Source organism: Pelistega sp. MC2 (assembly GCF_900099475.1).
Lineage (GTDB): Bacteria > Pseudomonadota > Gammaproteobacteria > Burkholderiales > Burkholderiaceae_B > Taylorella > Taylorella indica.
The window spans coordinates 764,458-778,509 of the sequence record NZ_LT628275.1; the positions used below are offsets into that span (position 1 = coordinate 764,458).

Annotated in this window: 15 protein-coding genes; 9 read left to right on the forward strand and 6 right to left on the reverse strand. The window is 39.0% G+C overall.

From position 1 onward, the window contains the following. Window positions 1-65 precede the first annotated feature (65 nt). Window positions 66-1,937, forward strand: coding sequence for a phosphomethylpyrimidine synthase ThiC (gene thiC, locus BQ4443_RS09170; RefSeq protein ID WP_071058621.1), 1,872 nt, complete (start codon window positions 66-68; stop codon window positions 1,935-1,937). A gap of 101 nt (window positions 1,938-2,038) precedes the next feature. Further along, a complete protein-coding gene (locus BQ4443_RS09175; RefSeq protein WP_071058623.1) occupies window positions 2,039-2,944 on the forward strand; it encodes a hypothetical protein in 906 nt (301 codons plus the stop codon). 84 nt (window positions 2,945-3,028) lie between these two features. Here BQ4443_RS09175 and BQ4443_RS09180 read toward each other — a convergent pair whose 3' ends face one another. From BQ4443_RS09180 to BQ4443_RS09200, 5 genes are all read right to left on the reverse strand, one after another. After that, window positions 3,029-3,301 carry a GNAT family N-acetyltransferase gene (locus BQ4443_RS09180; protein WP_023952555.1) on the reverse strand — a complete coding sequence of 91 codons (273 nt, stop codon included), beginning with the start codon at window positions 3,299-3,301 and terminating at the stop codon, window positions 3,029-3,031. A gap of 9 nt (window positions 3,302-3,310) precedes the next feature. Continuing rightward, complete coding sequence (locus BQ4443_RS09185; protein WP_031274811.1) at window positions 3,311-3,697, reverse strand: hypothetical protein; 387 nt, start codon at window positions 3,695-3,697, stop codon at window positions 3,311-3,313. A gap of 197 nt (window positions 3,698-3,894) precedes the next feature. Next, window positions 3,895-5,046, reverse strand: coding sequence for a bifunctional 2-methylcitrate synthase/citrate synthase (prpC, locus tag BQ4443_RS09190; protein WP_023950550.1), 1,152 nt, complete (start codon window positions 5,044-5,046; stop codon window positions 3,895-3,897). A gap of 32 nt (window positions 5,047-5,078) precedes the next feature. Continuing rightward, complete coding sequence (gene prpB, locus BQ4443_RS09195; protein WP_023950548.1) at window positions 5,079-5,963, reverse strand: methylisocitrate lyase; 885 nt, start codon at window positions 5,961-5,963, stop codon at window positions 5,079-5,081. A 263-nt stretch (window positions 5,964-6,226) separates the two neighbouring features. Further along, window positions 6,227-7,216 (reverse strand): malate dehydrogenase, encoded by a 990-nt coding sequence (locus tag BQ4443_RS09200; protein WP_023950546.1) that lies wholly within the window; start codon window positions 7,214-7,216, stop codon window positions 6,227-6,229. A 196-nt stretch (window positions 7,217-7,412) separates the two neighbouring features. Between BQ4443_RS09200 and BQ4443_RS09205 the strand changes: the two genes are divergently transcribed. The 7 genes from BQ4443_RS09205 to BQ4443_RS09235 all read left to right on the forward strand — a co-directional run bounded on the left by BQ4443_RS09205 (window position 7,413) and on the right by BQ4443_RS09235 (window position 13,197). Continuing rightward, on the forward strand, window positions 7,413-8,177 hold the full coding sequence (locus tag BQ4443_RS09205) for a GntR family transcriptional regulator (RefSeq protein WP_023950544.1): 765 nt from the start codon (window positions 7,413-7,415) through the stop codon (window positions 8,175-8,177). Between the two features lie 101 nt (window positions 8,178-8,278). Further along, complete coding sequence (sdhC, locus tag BQ4443_RS09210) at window positions 8,279-8,692, forward strand: succinate dehydrogenase, cytochrome b556 subunit (protein ID WP_023950542.1); 414 nt, start codon at window positions 8,279-8,281, stop codon at window positions 8,690-8,692. After that, the gene (gene sdhD, locus BQ4443_RS09215) at window positions 8,689-9,069 is read left to right on the forward strand and encodes a succinate dehydrogenase, hydrophobic membrane anchor protein (RefSeq protein WP_162146567.1); all 381 of its coding nucleotides are present in this window, start codon (window positions 8,689-8,691) and stop codon (window positions 9,067-9,069) included. The genes sdhC and sdhD overlap by 4 nt, the downstream gene beginning before the upstream one ends. Before the next feature lie 2 nt (window positions 9,070-9,071). Then, complete coding sequence (sdhA, locus tag BQ4443_RS09220) at window positions 9,072-10,856, forward strand: succinate dehydrogenase flavoprotein subunit (protein WP_023950538.1); 1,785 nt, start codon at window positions 9,072-9,074, stop codon at window positions 10,854-10,856. A gap of 7 nt (window positions 10,857-10,863) precedes the next feature. Next, on the forward strand, window positions 10,864-11,580 hold the full coding sequence (locus BQ4443_RS09225; protein ID WP_031274432.1) for a succinate dehydrogenase iron-sulfur subunit: 717 nt from the start codon (window positions 10,864-10,866) through the stop codon (window positions 11,578-11,580). A gap of 3 nt (window positions 11,581-11,583) precedes the next feature. Next, window positions 11,584-11,850 (forward strand): FAD assembly factor SdhE, encoded by a 267-nt coding sequence (locus BQ4443_RS09230; protein WP_023950535.1) that lies wholly within the window; start codon window positions 11,584-11,586, stop codon window positions 11,848-11,850. A 39-nt stretch (window positions 11,851-11,889) separates the two neighbouring features. Further along, window positions 11,890-13,197, forward strand: coding sequence for a citrate synthase (locus BQ4443_RS09235; RefSeq protein WP_023950533.1), 1,308 nt, complete (start codon window positions 11,890-11,892; stop codon window positions 13,195-13,197). Between the two features lie 247 nt (window positions 13,198-13,444). Here BQ4443_RS09235 and fic read toward each other — a convergent pair whose 3' ends face one another. Continuing rightward, window positions 13,445-14,005 (reverse strand): protein adenylyltransferase Fic, encoded by a 561-nt coding sequence (fic, locus tag BQ4443_RS09240; protein ID WP_023950531.1) that lies wholly within the window; start codon window positions 14,003-14,005, stop codon window positions 13,445-13,447. Between the last annotated feature and the right edge of the window lie 47 nt (window positions 14,006-14,052).

The following is a 14,052-nucleotide window of genomic DNA, read 5'->3' on the forward strand; positions in this document are numbered from 1 at the left end:
GGTGATTTTTCTAGGGGTAATTGCAGTCACACTCCTGTTTCTTTTTTACCAAAAGGAGTGTTTTAATGGCTAAATCTAAGGGAAATGAAGCTCATGCATTGGAGCAACTGAGTGCCTCTTTAGGTGTTCAATTCGCTTATCCTAATTCTGCAAAAGTGTACCTTCAAGGTAGTCGTCCTGATATTCAAGTACCATGCCGAGAAATTTATCAAGACGATACTATTACATCAGCAGGTATTGAAGAAAATCCACCTATCCCTGTCTATGATACGAGTGGAGTTTATGGTCAAGCAGATGTGGGTATTGACTTAAAAAAAGGCTTGCCACCTATCCGCCATGCGTGGCTAGAAGAGCGGCAAGACACAGAAATTTTGCCTACGTTGTCTAGTCAATATGGGCAAGAACGAGCACATGATCCGACTACTGCCCATTTACGGTTTAATCAAATTACTCAGCCAAGACGTGCTAAGGCAGGGCATAATGTGACACAGATGCATTATGCACGCAAAGGCATCATCACACCAGAAATGGAGTTTGTGGCAATTCGTGAGCGGTTGAAGTTGGATGAGCTATTGCGTGACCCTCGTTATACCAAATTATTAAAACAGCATTCAGGACAGCATTTTGGTGCAAATATTCCGCAACATCCTGATCAAATCACCCCAGAGTTTGTGCGACAAGAAGTTGCTGCTGGTCGAGCGATTATTCCTGCCAATATTAATCACCCTGAAATTGAGCCTATGATTATTGGACGTAATTTTCGCGTCAAAATCAATGGTAATTTAGGCAATTCAGCTGTTACCTCATCACTGACGGAAGAAGTCGAAAAAATGGTCTGGGCGCTTAGGTGGGGGGCAGATACAATTATGGATTTATCGACAGGTGAGCATATTCATGAAACACGTGAGTGGATTATTCGTAATGCTCCTGTACCAATAGGGACTGTACCTATTTATCAAGCATTGGAAAAAACAGGGGGAATTGCAGAAGACTTAACATGGGAGCTATTTAGGGATACCTTAATTGAGCAGGCTGAGCAGGGTGTAGATTATTTTACTATTCATGCAGGAGTACTCTTGCGATATGTGCCACTGACAGCTAGCCGTTTGACCGGTATTGTATCAAGAGGGGGCTCTATCATGGCGAAATGGTGTTTAGCTCATCATCAAGAGAACTTTCTTTATATGCATTTTGATGAAATTTGCGAGATTATGAAAGCATATGATGTGTCCTTTTCATTAGGTGATGGATTAAGACCGGGTTGTATTGCGGATGCTAATGATGAGGCGCAGTTTGGAGAGCTACATACGCTGGGTGAGTTAACAGCAAAAGCATGGAAGCATGATGTTCAGGTGATGATTGAGGGACCGGGTCATGTTCCTTTACAACGTGTACAACAGAATATGACAGAAGAGCTTAAGCATTGTTTTGAAGCGCCATTTTATACTCTTGGACCATTGGTCACAGATATTGCACCTGGCTACGACCATATTACCTCAGGTATAGGCGCGACTAATATTGCTTGGTATGGTACGGCGATGCTGTGTTATGTGACGCCAAAGGAACATTTAGGGTTGCCTGATAAAGAGGATGTACGTACTGGCATTATTACGTATAAGCTAGCAGCACATGCCGCAGATTTGGCGAAAGGGTGGCCAGGGGCGCAATTACGTGATAATGCTTTATCTAAAGCACGGTTTGAATTTAGGTGGCGTGATCAATTTAGACTAGGCTTAGACCCAGAGCGTGCTGAAAGTTATCATGATCAGACATTACCAGCAGAAGGTGCTAAAATTGCCCATTTTTGTTCTATGTGTGGTCCTAAATTCTGCTCTATGAAAATTACGCAAGAAGTTAGGGACTATGCAGAAAGAAATAAAGGGATGCAAGAAAAATCCATTGAGTTTTTAAGAAAAGGCGCCAATATTTATCAGTAAATTATTAATGCGTAATATGTGGTTAGATACTTCTTACTGTGTTTTTATGTAAAATGGCGACAGTAATTGAGTATTTAACTACATTTTTAAAGGAGTGTGGAATGACGTTAGCTAAAAAGACGCTAGTAGGTGTTATGGCGGTAGCAGTTATTGGTGCAGGGGTATGGTTTGGAGGTAATTATTTTGCTACTCAAAAAGCAGAAGAGAAGGCTCGTGCTTATTTAGCTAAACATAAGTTAGAGAATTCTGTGATGTGGGAAAAGTTAAGTGCACGTTTGGATAATACCGCTACCTTAAATAAGGTCGAAATTACAGTCCCAGAAACGGGTAAAAAATTGTTTATTCAACAATTAGATGTTAAAAATTTCGAGGATAGCGATAAAGAATTTAAACTTGATATAACGTTTAACGGGGTAAGTGATGAGTCAGGTAAATCTCCTGTGGCAACGTTCATTGCAGAGACACCAGATTTACAGGAATTAGACTTAAAAGAGCTGCCATTACTTAATGGTACATTAAAATTAGAACACGAAATAGAAAAAGGTAATGTAGATTTTTCTGTGATGTTAAATCAGGAAAAAGCAGTGGATATGGAGTTTGCTCTTGATATTAAAGATGCAAGTGGTTTTATTGCATTAGCCAAAGATAAGAGAGCTGAATTAGAGCGTAATCCTTTCCAAGCATTTGCGGCGTTATCTACGGTTCGTTTAGATGACCTTTCCGTCGCTTTTTATGATAAGGGATTGGTAGAAAAAAGCGCCAAGCAAAATAAGGTCCCTGATAACTATATGCAGGAATGTGAGAATCAGCTTGTCATGATGGGCATTGAGAAGCATCAAGAGTTTTGTAAAAGTGCGGACAACTTTTTCCGTGCTGAAAAGAAAAATCTAAAAATCTCATTAGACCCTAAAGAACCTTATCCTTTAGGGAATTTGATTAATTTAACACAATCTCCTGAGCAGCTAAAACAGGTCTTTAAAGAGTTAAATATCAACGTTAGTAATTAGTGCTAAAGTAAATTGAGATATAAAAAACAGTGGCTTAAAGTCACTGTTTTTTTTATGGAGAGCTTTTTTAGGCTAAGGTTTGTTTTATTTAGCGAGTAAGTCGTTATATTCTGGATGACGTGCGACATAAGCTGCCGTATAAGAACAACTAGGGATCACTTTCCAACCTTTTCCTTTGGCGGTATTTAAAGCAAATTCAGTGAGTTTTCCTGCAATGCCTCGTCCACCAATGGCATCAGGTACGATTGTGTGTAGAAAAGCTGCTGTATCTCCTGACAGATGATAATCAATATGGGCGATATGTCCATCGACTTCTGTTGTAAAGACTTGAGCGTCTTCATCATGATTAAATTGCATAATGGTCTCCTAATTTTTGTTATAAATGAATAAGATCAGTACCCATAGGATAATCATCATTAGAATACCTAAAAAACAGCTTCCCCACAAGGCTAAAATTGGCAATTTAACGGAAGTAGGTACTTCACTAGGGTTCACATGAGCCAGAAGTTGATTGGCATTGCCTCTTATTCCTTTTTTTGCATTTGGAAAGAAAAGACGGAAGAAATAGTCTAATAAAATACCTGTTTTATTACCGAGTGTGAGTCTATGCCAAGGAAGCGTTTGTAAATAAGGGTGTTGCATAACATCATTGATACGCTTTATTTGATGCATAAAAATAAACAACAATGCAAAAACAGTACAGAGCATGCAGGCGAGTAATAAAAAAAGGGCGATACTTAATAAATTAAGCATTTTTGAGATAATCCTTTGATAATCTAAACAAATTTGTTTATAAGAGCAAATTAAGTGTAAAGCGTATCATTATAGGTCAGTGTCTAATGAGCTTGTTCTGAAAGTGTTATTTAGATAAGAAAAAAGGCTACTTCTCATAAACTCTCCAAGGGTATGGAGATGATTTAATGAAGTAGCCTGTTAACCCTAGGGATGAATTATTTACGTTGATCTAATGGCACAAAAGGAATATCGTCTGGGCCAGTGTAATTGGCAGTAGGACGAATAATTTTGTTGTCAGCACGTTGCTCTAGGATATGAGCAGACCAACCTGCTGTACGTGCAATCACGAATAATGGCGTAAACATGGCTGTTGGAACACCCATCATGTGATATGACACAGCAGAGAACCAGTCAAGGTTAGGGAACATTTTTTTGATTTCCCACATGACTGACTCTAGGCGTTCGGCGATATCATACATTTTGGTATTGCCAGCGTCATCTGATAACTGTTTAGCTACTTTTTTGATGACAACGTTACGAGGGTCAGAGATAGTATAAACAGGGTGACCGAAACCAATAATGACTTCCTTGTTTTCTACACGTTTACGAATATCTGCTTCAGCTTCATCAGGTGTCTCATAGCGTTTTTGTACTTCAAATGCTACTTCATTCGCACCACCATGTTTTGGACCACGTAAAGCACCAATAGCACCAGTAATAGCAGAGTACATATCAGAGCCTGTACCAGAAATGACGCGGCTAGTAAAGGTAGATGCATTAAACTCATGCTCAGCATATAAGATTAATGATGTATGCATTGCACGTACCCAATTTTCTGGGGGTTCTTCACCGTGTAATAGGTGTAAGAAATGACCACCGATACTGTCATCATCTGTTTGTACATCAATGACGCGACCATTATGGCTAAAGTGATACCAGTAAAGTAGGGCAGAACCTAAGCATGCCATCAAGCGATCGGCAATGTCACGTGCGTCAGCTGCATTGTGGTCGTCTTTTTCTGGCAGAGTACAACCTAATACAGAAACGGCAGTACGCATCACATCCATTGGGTGGCTAGCAGCAGGTAATGATTCTAATACTGTTTGTAAGTTCGCTGGTAAACCACGTAGACGGCGTAATTTAGCTTTGTAGGCAGCTAGTTCAGTTTTATTTGGTAATTTTCCGTGAACTAGTAAGTGAGCAATTTCTTCAAATTCGCTAACTTCAGCCAAGTCCAAAATATCATAACCTCGATAGCTCAAATCATTACCAGTACGACCAACGGTACAAAGTGCAGTGTTACCAGCAACAACACCGGATAAGGCAACGGATTTTTTGACTTTTGGTTTTACTTCTTCAGTGCTCATTAGGAACTCCTTTCAATGAAAATAGTCTCGGCTTATTTGTTTTTGGCAAATAAAGCATCAAGTTTTTGTTCAAAAGCATGGTAACCAATGCGATCGTATAATTCTTCACGAGTTTGCATCATGTCGACTACATTGCGTTGGTGACCGTCTTTACGGATTGTTTGATAAACAGTTTCAGCGGCTTTATTCATGGCGCGGAAAGCGGATAGAGGATAAAGAACCATCCCTACGCCAGCACCTTTTAATTCTTCTACGCTAAATAATGGTGTTGCACCAAATTCTGTGATATTTGCTAATAGTGGTACATTGATGGCCTTAGCAAATTTTTCGTATGTTGGTAAGTCGTAAGCTGCTTCAGCGAAAATACCGTCAGCACCAGCTTCTACGCATTTGATAGCACGTTCAATAGCGGCATCAACACCATGGGCTTGAATAGCATCTGTGCGTGCAATAATAAAGAAGTTTTCGTCTGTGCGTGCATCTGCGGCGGCTTTAACACGATCAACCATTTCTTCAGTAGAAACAATCTCTTTGCCTGGACGATGGCCACAACGTTTAGCACCTACTTGATCTTCGATATGACAGGCAGCTGCACCTGCTTTGATTAAGCTTTGGACAGTGCGAGCAATATTAAACGCAGAAGGACCTAAACCTGTATCAATATCAACTAATAGTGGTAGGTCACATACATCCGTAATACGACGAGTATCAATAAGAACATCTTCTAGCGTATTGATACCTAAGTCAGGAAGACCTAGAGAACCAGCAGCAACACCACCGCCAGATAAATAAATTGCTCTGAAACCAGCACGTTTAGCTAATAAAGCATGGTTAGCATTGATAGCACCAATGATTTGTAGTGGATTTTCTTCGGCTAAAGCTTGGCGAAATTTTAATCCTGCAGATTGAATTGCCATAATCGTTAAATCTCCCGTTTATTAGAATATTATCAATATAGTATTAGGTAAAACTAGGGAAATATAAATAAGGGAAAATCGCTAGTTTTAATCTATTGATAAATAAATTGTTAAATCAAAAAAAGATTGCTTAACAAGTCAAATAATAAAAAGCCACGTTATAAAGAACGTGGCTTCGCTAGTTGCAATTCATAACAATAAAGAGAAATAGCAAGATAAGGTGTATAAATGATTTTGGATAAATTTACACACCGGATATCTCATTATTTTAATAAGTCAGCAACGCCATTGCGTTCTTCTTCTAACTCAGCAAGCGTTTTGTTCATGCGCTCACGAGAGAAGTCATTGATATCTAAACCTTGAACGATAGTGTATTCACCGTTTTCAGTTGTTACAGGGAAACCGTAGATAACGCCTTCAGGGATACCATATGAACCGTCAGAAGGAACACCCATTGTTACCCATTTACCGTTAGAGCCTAAAACCCAGTCACGGACATGATCAATAGCGGCGTTAGCAGCAGAAGCAGCAGATGATAAGCCACGTGCTTCAATAATAGCGGCCCCGCGTTTACCTACTGTAGGAATAAAGGTGTCTTTGTTCCATACATCGTCATTGATTTTTTTCTCTAGACTTTCGCCATTTACTGTGGCAAAACGGATATCTGGGTACATGGTAGGAGAGTGGTTACCCCAGACAATTAATTTCTCAATGTCTTTTACAGCAGTACCTGATTTTTGAGCTAATTGAGTCAATGCACGGTTATGGTCTAAACGTAACATAGCAGTGAAGTTTTTAGCTGGTAAATCAGGAGCAGATTTCATCGCGATATAGGCATTAGTATTTGCAGGGTTACCTACAACTAATACTTTAACATTGCGACTAGCAACAGCATTTAATGCTTTACCTTGAACAGTGAAGATTTGAGCGTTGGCTTGTAATAAGTCTTTGCGTTCCATACCAGGACCACGAGGACGAGCACCAACTAAAAGAGCAATATCAACGTCTTTGAATGCTGTCATAGGATCGCTATGGGCAGTTACTTCTTGCAATAATGGGAATGCGCAGTCATCAAGTTCCATCATTACGCCATGTAGTGCTTTTTGAGCTTTTTCGTCTGGGATTTCAAGAAGTTGAAGGATAACAGGTTGGTCTTTACCTAACATTTCACCTGAAGCAATACGAAATAGTAAGGCGTAACCGATTTGACCGGCAGCACCTGTAACGGCAACGCGTACAGCTGGTTTAGACATATTAAATGCTCCAATAAAAATTTTAAAAAATAATACGCTTTCCTAATTTAATGCCTTAGAAAAGTTATAAATGTAATCTTTTAAATCTTAGCCCTAAAATGTCATTTCGTCAATAAGTCTTATATCTTATATATGAGTGGACAAGAAAGGGGTAGTTGTGGAATAATTTGGACGTCATTTAAACTTTTGTAGGATTATGGCTCTGAAACCAAAGTCAAAGACTAATAGTAAGCAGAAAGTATCTGCTTCATTTAGCCCATTGTATAAACAGATTAAAGAATTATTGTTGCAAAGTTTGGAAACTGGAGAGTTCAAACCTGGCACAATGATTCCTAGTGAGCATGACTTGGCAGATAGATTTCAAGTCAGTCAGGGGACGGTACGCAAAGCAATTGATGAATTGGCTGCTGAGAATGTTTTACTTAGACGTCAAGGAAAGGGTACTTTTGTAGCGACGCATCATGAACCGTCAGTTAGATATCGTTTTCTACGTTTATCAGCGGATGGGCAGGTTGAAGTTAAGCGTACGCATAGTACGATTTTATCCTGTGAGCGATTATCTCCTACGGAAGAACAACAAAAAATATTTGAATTGTCGAGTAGTGATGAAGTAGTTTGTATTAAACGAGTAATGAATTTTTCTAATCGTCCAACGGTTTATGAGGAAATTTATCTACCCGCTGTACTTTTTAAGGGATTGACTTTTGATTTATTGACGCATGAAAAGATGCCATTATATGGATTATTTGAGAGTCATTTTGGGGTGCAGTTATTAAGATGTGATGAAAAATTAAGAGCTGTCTCCGCACCAGATAGTATAGCAAAGCTTTTGCACGTAGCTGTAGGGTCGCCATTACTTTCCATTGAAAGGATAGCTTACACGTTTGGAGAAAAAGCCGTAGAAATTCGCACTGGATTTTACGTAACTGAGCATTATTACTACAGAAATAGTTTAAACTAGAAGTTTATGCACATTTAAGGGTTTTCTTTTAGGTATTTTGTAATAAGAGTACTATAATAGAAAAGTTTTTTTAATTATTGTTGTAAATTTTAGAGGGCAATATGTCAGAGTCTACATCAAAACCTCGCCGTGAATTTCGCAACGTCGATTTTCAACTAATCACACAAAAGTACCGTCTGCCGTTTGCGGGCAAGGTATCTATTTTGCATCGTGTTAGTGGCGCACTTTTATTCTTAAGTCTTCCATTATTAATTACAGTATTCAAGGAATCTGTAACAAGCCCAGCAAGTTTTGCTGATTTAGGTAGTGGCTTTGGTGGTTTCTTACTTAAGCTTATTTTATTAGTCGGTTTATGGGGTTTTATGCACCATTTATGTGCTGGTATTCGTTATCTAACCTTGGATTTGCATATTGGTATGGATAAGCAAACTGCACAAAAAAGTGCCAAGATTGTCTTGTGTGTAAGCTTAGCGTTAACCTTTATTTTTGCGATTAAACTATTCGGAGCACTATAATGTCTACAGAACAATATGGAAGAACGCGCCGTGTAGTAGGTGCACACTACGGTACTAAAGATTTTATCGTTCAACGCGTAACAGCGGTCATTCTAGCTGTTTACTCAGTACTATTTTTGATTTCAGCTCTTTTTACCTCTATTGACTACCATAGCTGGATTGGTTTCTTTACCTTTACCTGTTTTGGCTTACCTTTGGGTAAAATCGCTGCAACATTAGCTTTTTTATCATTAGCATGGCACGCTTGGATTGGAGTACGTGATATTTGGATGGACTATGTTAAATCAGCAGGTCTTCGCTTAGCTCTATTCGTACTAACAGTTCTTTGGTTGGTAGGCAGTGTTGCTTACTTTGCTTCAATCATTTGGAGTCTATAATAATGACAGCAATTCTTTCTTCTTTACCTCGCCGTAAATTTGACGTGGTAGTTATAGGTGCGGGTGGTGCTGGTATGCGCTGTTCATTACAGCTAGCTCAAGCTGGTCTATCTGTTGCCGTTTTATCAAAAGTTTTCCCAACTCGTTCACATACTGTTGCCGCACAAGGTGGTATTAGTGCTTCTTTGGGGAATATGTCTGAAGACCATTGGCAATGGCATATGTACGATACAGTCAAAGGGTCTGACTGGTTAGGTGACCAAGATGCGATTGAATTCTTGTGTCGCGAAGCACCAAATGCTGTGTACGAATTAGAGCATTTTGGTATGCCTTTTGACCGTAACCCTGACGGTACTATTTACCAACGTCCTTTTGGTGGTCATACGTCTCATTTCGGTGAAAAACCTGTTCAACGTGCCTGTGCAGCAGCTGACCGTACTGGTCATGCGTTATTGCATACTTTATATCAACGAAATGTTGCTTCTCGTACGCATTTCTTCGTTGAGTGGATGGCACTTGATTTAATCCGTAACGATGACGGTGATGTTTTAGGTGTGACTGCACTTGAAATGGAAACGGGTGATATCTATATTTTAGAAGCAAAAACAACGGTATTAGCGACTGGTGGTGCTGGTCGTATTTGGGCTGCCTCGACCAACGCATTCATCAATACGGGTGACGGTTTGGGTATGGTTGCTCGCGCAGGTATCCCATTACAAGATATGGAATTCTGGCAATTCCACCCAACTGGTGTAGCTGGTGCGGGTGTATTGATTACAGAAGGGGTACGCGGTGAAGGTGGTATTCTTTTAAATAAAGATGGCGAACGTTTCATGGAACGTTATGCACCAAACCTAAAAGACTTAGCGCCTCGTGATTTCGTCTCTCGTTCTATGGACCAAGAAATTAAAGAAGGTCGTGGTTGTGGTCCTGACGGTAATTATGTGGTTCTAAAACTAGACCATCTAGGTGCTGATGTAATCAACAAACGCTTACCATCTATCCGTGAAATTGCGATTCGTTTCGGTAATGTGGATCCAATCAAAGAGCCTATTCCAGTGGTACCAACTATTCACTATCAAATGGGTGGTATTCCTGCTAACTATCATGGTCAAGTATTGCAATGGGATGCAGCGTCACAATCAAATAAAGTTGTTAATGGCTTATATGCTATTGGTGAATGTGCAGCGGTATCTGTTCACGGTGCTAACCGTTTAGGTACAAACTCATTACTAGACTTAGTCGTATTTGGTCGTGCAACTGGTAACCATATCGTTGATACTCACTTAGAGCGTCAAAGAGAGCATAAAGATTTAGCGGTTGAATCAGTAACTAAATCGCTTGATCGTGTTAATGCACTAGAAACTCGTGCTTCTGGTGAAAAAGTTCAAGATGTTGGTAATGCTATGCGTATTGCAATGCAACAACATTGCGGTGTATTCCGTACACTAGATTTATTGAACAAAGGTGTTGCAAAAATCGACGAAGTGGCAGAGCAAGCTAAAAATATTTACTTCAAAGATAAATCTAAAGTGTTCAATATGGCTCGCCAAGAAGCACTTGAGATTGAAAACATGATTGAGGTTGCGCGTGCAACAATTAAATCAGCATCACTACGTACAGAAAGCCGTGGTGCACATGCATTAAATGATCACCCAGAACGTGATGATGTGAATTGGCTAAAACATACGCTATGGTATTCAAATGATGGTCGTGTTGAATATAAGCCAGTACAAATGAAACCATTAACTGTTGAAACAATTCCACCAAAAGCACGCACATTCTAGGCAGGATATTATGACTAAACGTATCGTAAAATTTGAAATTTATCGCTATGATCCTGATAAGGACGAGCGTCCATACATGCAAAAACTTGACGTAGAGTTAGGACCTAATGACAAAATGTTGTTAGATGCTATTGTTCGCATTAAAAATGATGTTGATGATAGTCTTTCTATTCGTCGTTCTTGCCGTGAAGGTGTTTGTGGTTCAGATGCCATGAATATTAATGGTAAAAATGGTTTGGCTTGTATCACTAACTTACGTGATTTACAAGAGCCTATCGTGTTACGTCCATTACCAGGTTTACCAGTCATTCGTGACTTAATTGTTGATATGACTCATTTCTTTAATCAATATCACTCAGTTAAGCCATACTTGATTAATAATACACCAGCACCAGAAAAAGAGCGTTTACAAAGTCCTGAAGCTCGTGAAGAGTTAGATGGTCTTTATGAATGTATCTTATGTGCGTGCTGTTCTACTTCTTGTCCATCATTCTGGTGGAACCCAGATAAATTCGTGGGTCCTGCTGGTCTGTTGCAAGCTTATCGTTTCTTAGCGGATAGCCGTGATGAAGCGACAGCAGAACGTTTAGATAACTTAGAAGATCCGTATCGATTATTCCGTTGTCATACCATTATGAATTGCGTGGATGTATGTCCAAAAGGTTTAAATCCAAGTAAAGCAATTGGTAAGATTAAAGAAATGTTGGTACGTCGTACTATTTAATCTATGACAAGTTTGACAGAACTACAACGTGCGCGTCTAAGATGGCGTGCACGTCGCGGTTTACTAGAAAATGATTTAATGATTACGCAATTTCTAGACCGCTATGAAACAGAGTTAAATGATGATGATGTGCAGAGTTTGACTCTTCTTTTTGAAATGGATGATAATTCTTTGCTTGATGTCTTACTAGGAAGAGCAGAACCTACGGGTGACTATAATACGCCTAATATTAACCGTATCGTTAAGCTTATTCGTGAGTTAAAGCATTGACACTGAGTTGTCTGGTATTGTGTTGAAAGGAAAATCCACATGAATTTATCTGATAAAAAAGCGACCTTAAATATCGATGGTAAAGCGCCAATCGAACTACCTGTATATACAGGCTCGATTGGTCCGGAAGTATTAGATATTCGTAAACTTTATGGTCAAAGTGATATGTTCACTTTTGACCCCGGTTTTATGTCGACAGCGGCTTGCGAATCTGCCATTACATACATTGATGGCGATAAAGGCGAGCTTTTATACCGTGGTTACCCAATTGAGCAACTTGCTGTAAATTGTGATTATTTAGAAGTTTGTTATTTATTGCTAAATGGCGAATTACCAAATGCGCAACAAAAAGCAGAGTTTGAATACTCTATTAACCACCATAATTTAGTGCATGAACAAATGCATTTCTTCTTACGTGGTTTCCGTCGCGATGCACACCCAATGGCTATCTTAACTGGTTTAGTGGGTGCTATGTCGGCTTTTTATCACGATTCAACGGATATTTCAAACCCACATCACCGTGAAATTTCTGCGATTCGTTTAATTGCTAAAATGCCAACATTAGTTGCAATGGCATATAAATACTCTTGCGGTGAACCTTATGTTTACCCACGTAATGGTTTATCTTATTCAGGCAACTTCTTACGCCAAATGTTTGCTACTCCATGTGAAGATTATCAAGTAAATGAAGTAGTAGAACGTGCTTTTGACCGTATCTTAACGTTACACGCTGACCATGAACAAAATGCGTCTACATCAACTGTACGTTTATGTGGTTCATCAGGTACTAACCCATTTGCCGCTATTGCAGCGGGTGTTGCTTGCTTGTGGGGTCCTGCTCACGGTGGTGCTAACGAAGCTTGCTTAAATATGCTTGAAAATATCCAAGCAAATGGTGGTATTGCTAAAGTTGGCGAGTTCATGGAAAAAGTGAAAGACAAAAACTCTGGCGTACGTCTAATGGGCTTTGGTCACCGCGTGTACAAAAACTATGACCCACGTGCTAAATTAATGCAAGAAACATGTAAAGAAGTATTGACTGCTTTAGGTTTAGAAAACGATCCATTGTTCAAACTAGCGATGGAATTAGAGCGCATTGCATTAGAAGACCAATATTTTGTTGATCGTAAACTTTATCCTAACGTTGACTTCTACTCAGGTATTGTTCAACGTGCTATCGGTATCCCAACACAGCTATTCACAGCAATTTTTGCATTAGCTCGTACAGTGGGTTGGATTGCTCAATGGAACGAAATGTTATCTGATGCTAACTACAAAATTGGTCGCCCACGTCAACTGTATGTGGGTAGTGCTCGTCGTGATGTACCGTCATTAGATAAACGTTAATCTACGTCGTTAGATAGTCTTGTTGCTTGGCTGAGAATTTACGCACTTGTTTGATATCAAGTAAGGCAACAAGACCTTAAGGCTAGATTCGCTGAAAAGCTTATAAACCGTCCTATGATGAATAGGGCGGTTTTTTTATTAACTAAAATCTGTCCAAAAAATTCATACCAGTCCAAATTTTTGTATATAGACTTATTATGCGGAGTAGGGGTAGGGGTAATATTTGATGAGAAAATAGTTAGTAAAATCACTCTTCATCAAGAGTTTTGTCATATCCTTCGTAATAGTATGATTGTTCAATCCCCTTGAAAATGATTTCTCGATTATCAATATCATCACTCAAATGTTGCGCTAGTAATGTTCTTAATTCAAGATCGTTAATAGGACTTCTTTCCATTGCCTGCAAGTAAAGTGTTTTATCCACGAATTGCCAATTGACTACCTTTTTTAGGTTTTTTTTCAAAATAAGGTCTAGCCAAATTCTCATGCTTCTCCCATTACCTTCCATAAAAGGATGGGCAATGTTCATTTCTACATATTTAGCAATGATTGCCTCAAAAGAGTCTTCAGACATTTGTTCTATTTTAGGCAGAATATCATTTAGATAAAGAGCTGTAGCAAATCTAAAACTACCTTTTGAAATATTCAGTGACCTGATTTCTCCTGCAAAGTCATACAAACCGTTGAATAAGTAATGATGAATATGTTGAAGACCTTTGCTTGTTCCTATTTCTATTTGATTAATATCACCACTTTCGAATAAGCGATAAGCATTTTCTAGGCTTTTTTTATCAATATTCTTCATCATCGTTATTTATATATTAGTAAGAGATAATAGTCATTTTATCATAATGC